Annotated in this window: 3 protein-coding genes and 1 pseudogene; all 4 read right to left on the reverse strand. The window is 62.8% G+C overall.

What is annotated here, in order from left to right; all coding sequences use genetic code 11:
- Positions 1–716: 716 nt before the first annotated feature.
- Positions 717–941 carry a hypothetical protein gene (locus WCB02_RS12495; protein WP_423958531.1) on the reverse strand — a complete coding sequence of 75 codons (225 nt, stop codon included), beginning with the start codon at positions 939–941 and terminating at the stop codon, positions 717–719.
- Complete coding sequence (locus tag WCB02_RS12500) at positions 938–1,828, reverse strand: SDH family Clp fold serine proteinase (RefSeq protein ID WP_423958532.1); 891 nt, start codon at positions 1,826–1,828, stop codon at positions 938–940. The genes WCB02_RS12495 and WCB02_RS12500 overlap by 4 nt, the downstream gene beginning before the upstream one ends.
- A 19-nt stretch (positions 1,829–1,847) precedes the next feature.
- On the reverse strand, positions 1,848–2,642 hold the full coding sequence (locus tag WCB02_RS12505; RefSeq protein ID WP_423958533.1) for a 2-keto-4-pentenoate hydratase: 795 nt from the start codon (positions 2,640–2,642) through the stop codon (positions 1,848–1,850).
- Positions 2,643–2,777: 135 nt separating this feature from the next.
- A pseudogene (locus WCB02_RS12510) lies at positions 2,778–2,899 on the reverse strand (aldehyde reductase); the annotation flags it as partial.

The raw sequence follows: 2,899 nt of genomic DNA on the forward strand, positions 1-2,899 counted from the left end.
ATCCGCAATGGTTGCGCTCAAATCGAATGGAACCGGCCGAAAGCGCCAATGGACAGCGGCATTTCATCGACGTCGAGATCAGCGCCGCGGATTTCGACGCGGCCTGTTTCAATCACCGCTCGAGTCCGAAAGGAACGCCCGGCTCTGACTCGGCCTCTCGCCTTCCGCGATCCCTTTCAAGGACGTGGTCGGCGATGAATCGCAGATAGTCAGAACTCCCGGTCGTGTGGTTACGGTCACGGTTCTGGTTACGTGACGGTGCCGGTTGGGCGGGATTACGTGGTTACGCTACGTTACGGGGTCTTTAGACCCCGTAACGTGTAACCATCCCTCGAACCTCGTTCCTGACAAACCATCCACCGCTCGCCGATCTGCCGAAGGAGTCGGTTCGAATTGAGCACGGCTCTGGATACGAACATCTTCGTCCGCGCCGAGCAGCGCGGCGGCCTCGCTACCGTCAATCCGTTCATCAAGGGTTTCCCTGAACGGATAACGGCGAACACCGTCGAGCTTACGCAGCAACCGCCCGCGAAGCGGCACCGCGCGGCTTGTGGCGCACGACGAGGTCGACCTTGGAGTCCAGTCGGTCCAGGCATCGGACCAGACGATCGATCGAGAATTTGCCGACGCGGCCGGTCACAAGAGCGGATAGAGGGAGCGATCGAATCCTTGTCCTGATTGGTGACCCGAATAACCGGCGAACCCACACCCCCCTGCTACGGCCTCCGCGCCCCGAACCGCGTCTTCGCCTTGCCGGCCTGATCGGAAATCATGCGCCGGCCGCCATAAGGCGGCACCACCGGTTTTTCGGATCGCCCCTTGCCCAAAACCTTCTTCGCCTCGGCGATCTTGCGGACGTTGTCGCGCAGCAGGTCGCGGTCGACCTGCGGGTTTTTGGCCAGCAGCGCCGCTTCGTCCAGCGCCGTGATCGCTTGCTTCATGTGTTCATCCTCAACGGTTCGTAGCCTTCGCGGGTATGGATGACGCTGTGATGGCTGTTGGCGCCCATATAGTCCTTGAGCAGCGTGTGATAACGCCGGACATGCTGGTGCAGTTCGGGATCCTCGCCGAAATCATCGATCTTCAGATTGAGCTCCCGGCGCAGCCGCTCCATGCTGATGCCGAGGCCGTGCGAGTTCCAGCGTTTCACGTCGTTCAGCTTCTGGCCGATCTGCTTGGCGCGATCCCGCTTCATCTGCAAGGTGACGTTGGTCTTGGTGGTTTCGGTCTTGCGCCAGTCCTTGAACTTGTACTTGACCAGCCATTCCTCCAACAGCGCGACGGCGAGGTCCCGCGCCTGCTGATAGGAATAGAGATTGCCCTGGTCGAAGTTCAACAGGATGCCCATTTCCGCGGTCGAAATGGTGCCGCTATTGGCCTTGTCGAGCAGCTCTTCGTACCGGACGAGATAGCCTAGCGCGGGAATCGAATTGCCATCCTGGTTCTCGACCTGCGGGTCGATCGGGCCGAGCACCGAATGGTAGTCCATATGGATGGCATCGCCGGACATCACCAGGATGGTGCCGGCCGACATTGCATGACTCGGGACCAGGAAATCCACCACCCGATAGTGGTGCCGAAGCGCATCGGAGATTCGCCGCACCACTTCGGCATAGCCGCCATCGGTCTCCAGGATGAAGACCAGCTTGCGTTTCTTGTCGGGGAGATTGCCGAGGTCCTCGACCGCATTCCGGATGAAATCCTCGGCGCCGGACAGCATCGGGCCGTCATACATCAGGCAATCCGCCTTCATGTGCTCTTCGATCAATTTCAGGATCGCGGTGAGTCTCGCTTCCACGACCTGACTGGCACCGGCAAATCTGCTCATCATATTCTTCGGCGCTCATTCACACAAACGTCGCCTCGACCGTACCCAGTCCCGACAGCTCCATCCTGACACGATCGCCGGGCGACAGCCAGATCGTCTTGACCAGACTGCCGGTCAGCACCAGCTGGCCGGCGTGCAGGCCCTTCCCTTCCTGCGCCAGATGATCGGCGAGCCAGGCCAGCGCGTGATGGGGGTGGCCGAGCACGTCGGCACCGGTGCCGCTGCCGACCTCGGCGCCGTTGATCCGCGCGCGGCCGACCACATCCAGCAGATCGGGCGCGGACGCCCGCGCCAGTGGCGCCCCCAATACGCAGCCGGCAGCGAAGAAGTCGTCGGCGATCAAGGTCGGCGCGCCCATCGTCTCCCAACCGGCGTAGCGCTCGTCGACGATCTCGATCGCCGGCAGATAGGCCTCGATCGCCGCACCGACCTGCTCCGTCGTGAACGGCGCCTGCGCCGCGGCGAGGTCGTGCGCCAGCCGCACCGCGATTTCGCATTCGACGCCGACGCGGACGTAGTCGCGGGCACGCAGAGTGGCCCCGGAGTCGTGCACGACGTTCGCGAACACACCGCCGCCGCACGGATGCGGGATGGCAAGATATTGCTGCATCACCTGGCTGGTGCAGCCGATCTTGTAACCTGTCAGCGGCCCCACCGACGGCAGCAGCAGATCATGCACGGCGCGCTGGATGCGATAGCCCTCCGCTTCATCCCGCGGCGCAATAGCGGCCGGCAGCGCTCTGAGCGGCGTGCGGTTGCGCCGGCTGGTGGCGATGAGCTGGGCAGCGGCGAGAATCCTGTCGTCAGCGGCCATCAGCACTCCACCCCACACGAGACCGTAAAGGCCCATCGCATCAGCCGCGATGAACGAGTTGTTTTCAAAGCAAGAACCGGCCGTCGATTCAAGTAAAAGTCCAGTGCGTCAAGGATTGCGAGGAGCTGGCCGGCACTACGGCTTCACCAGCCCGAGCCGGATCAGGCTCTCGGCGGTCGCCACGATGATTTCCTCGTTGTCGCGCGGGCTCCAGCCGAGCAGGCGCCGCGCCTTGACGCCGGAGGCACGCCTCACCT

The organism is Bradyrhizobium sp., assembly GCF_049581145.1.
Lineage (GTDB): Bacteria > Pseudomonadota > Alphaproteobacteria > Rhizobiales > Xanthobacteraceae > Bradyrhizobium.

Excerpts from the sequence above, each read along its gene's own strand:
- WCB02_RS12495 (WP_423958531.1), bottom strand. The coding sequence starts at position 941 with ATGAAGCAAGCGATCACGGCGCTGGACGAAGCGGCGCTGCTGGCCAAA.
- WCB02_RS12500 (WP_423958532.1), bottom strand. The coding sequence starts at position 1,828 with ATGAGCAGATTTGCCGGTGCCAGTCAGGTCGTGGAAGCGAGACTCACC.
- WCB02_RS12505 (WP_423958533.1), bottom strand. The coding sequence starts at position 2,642 with ATGGCCGCTGACGACAGGATTCTCGCCGCTGCCCAGCTCATCGCCACC.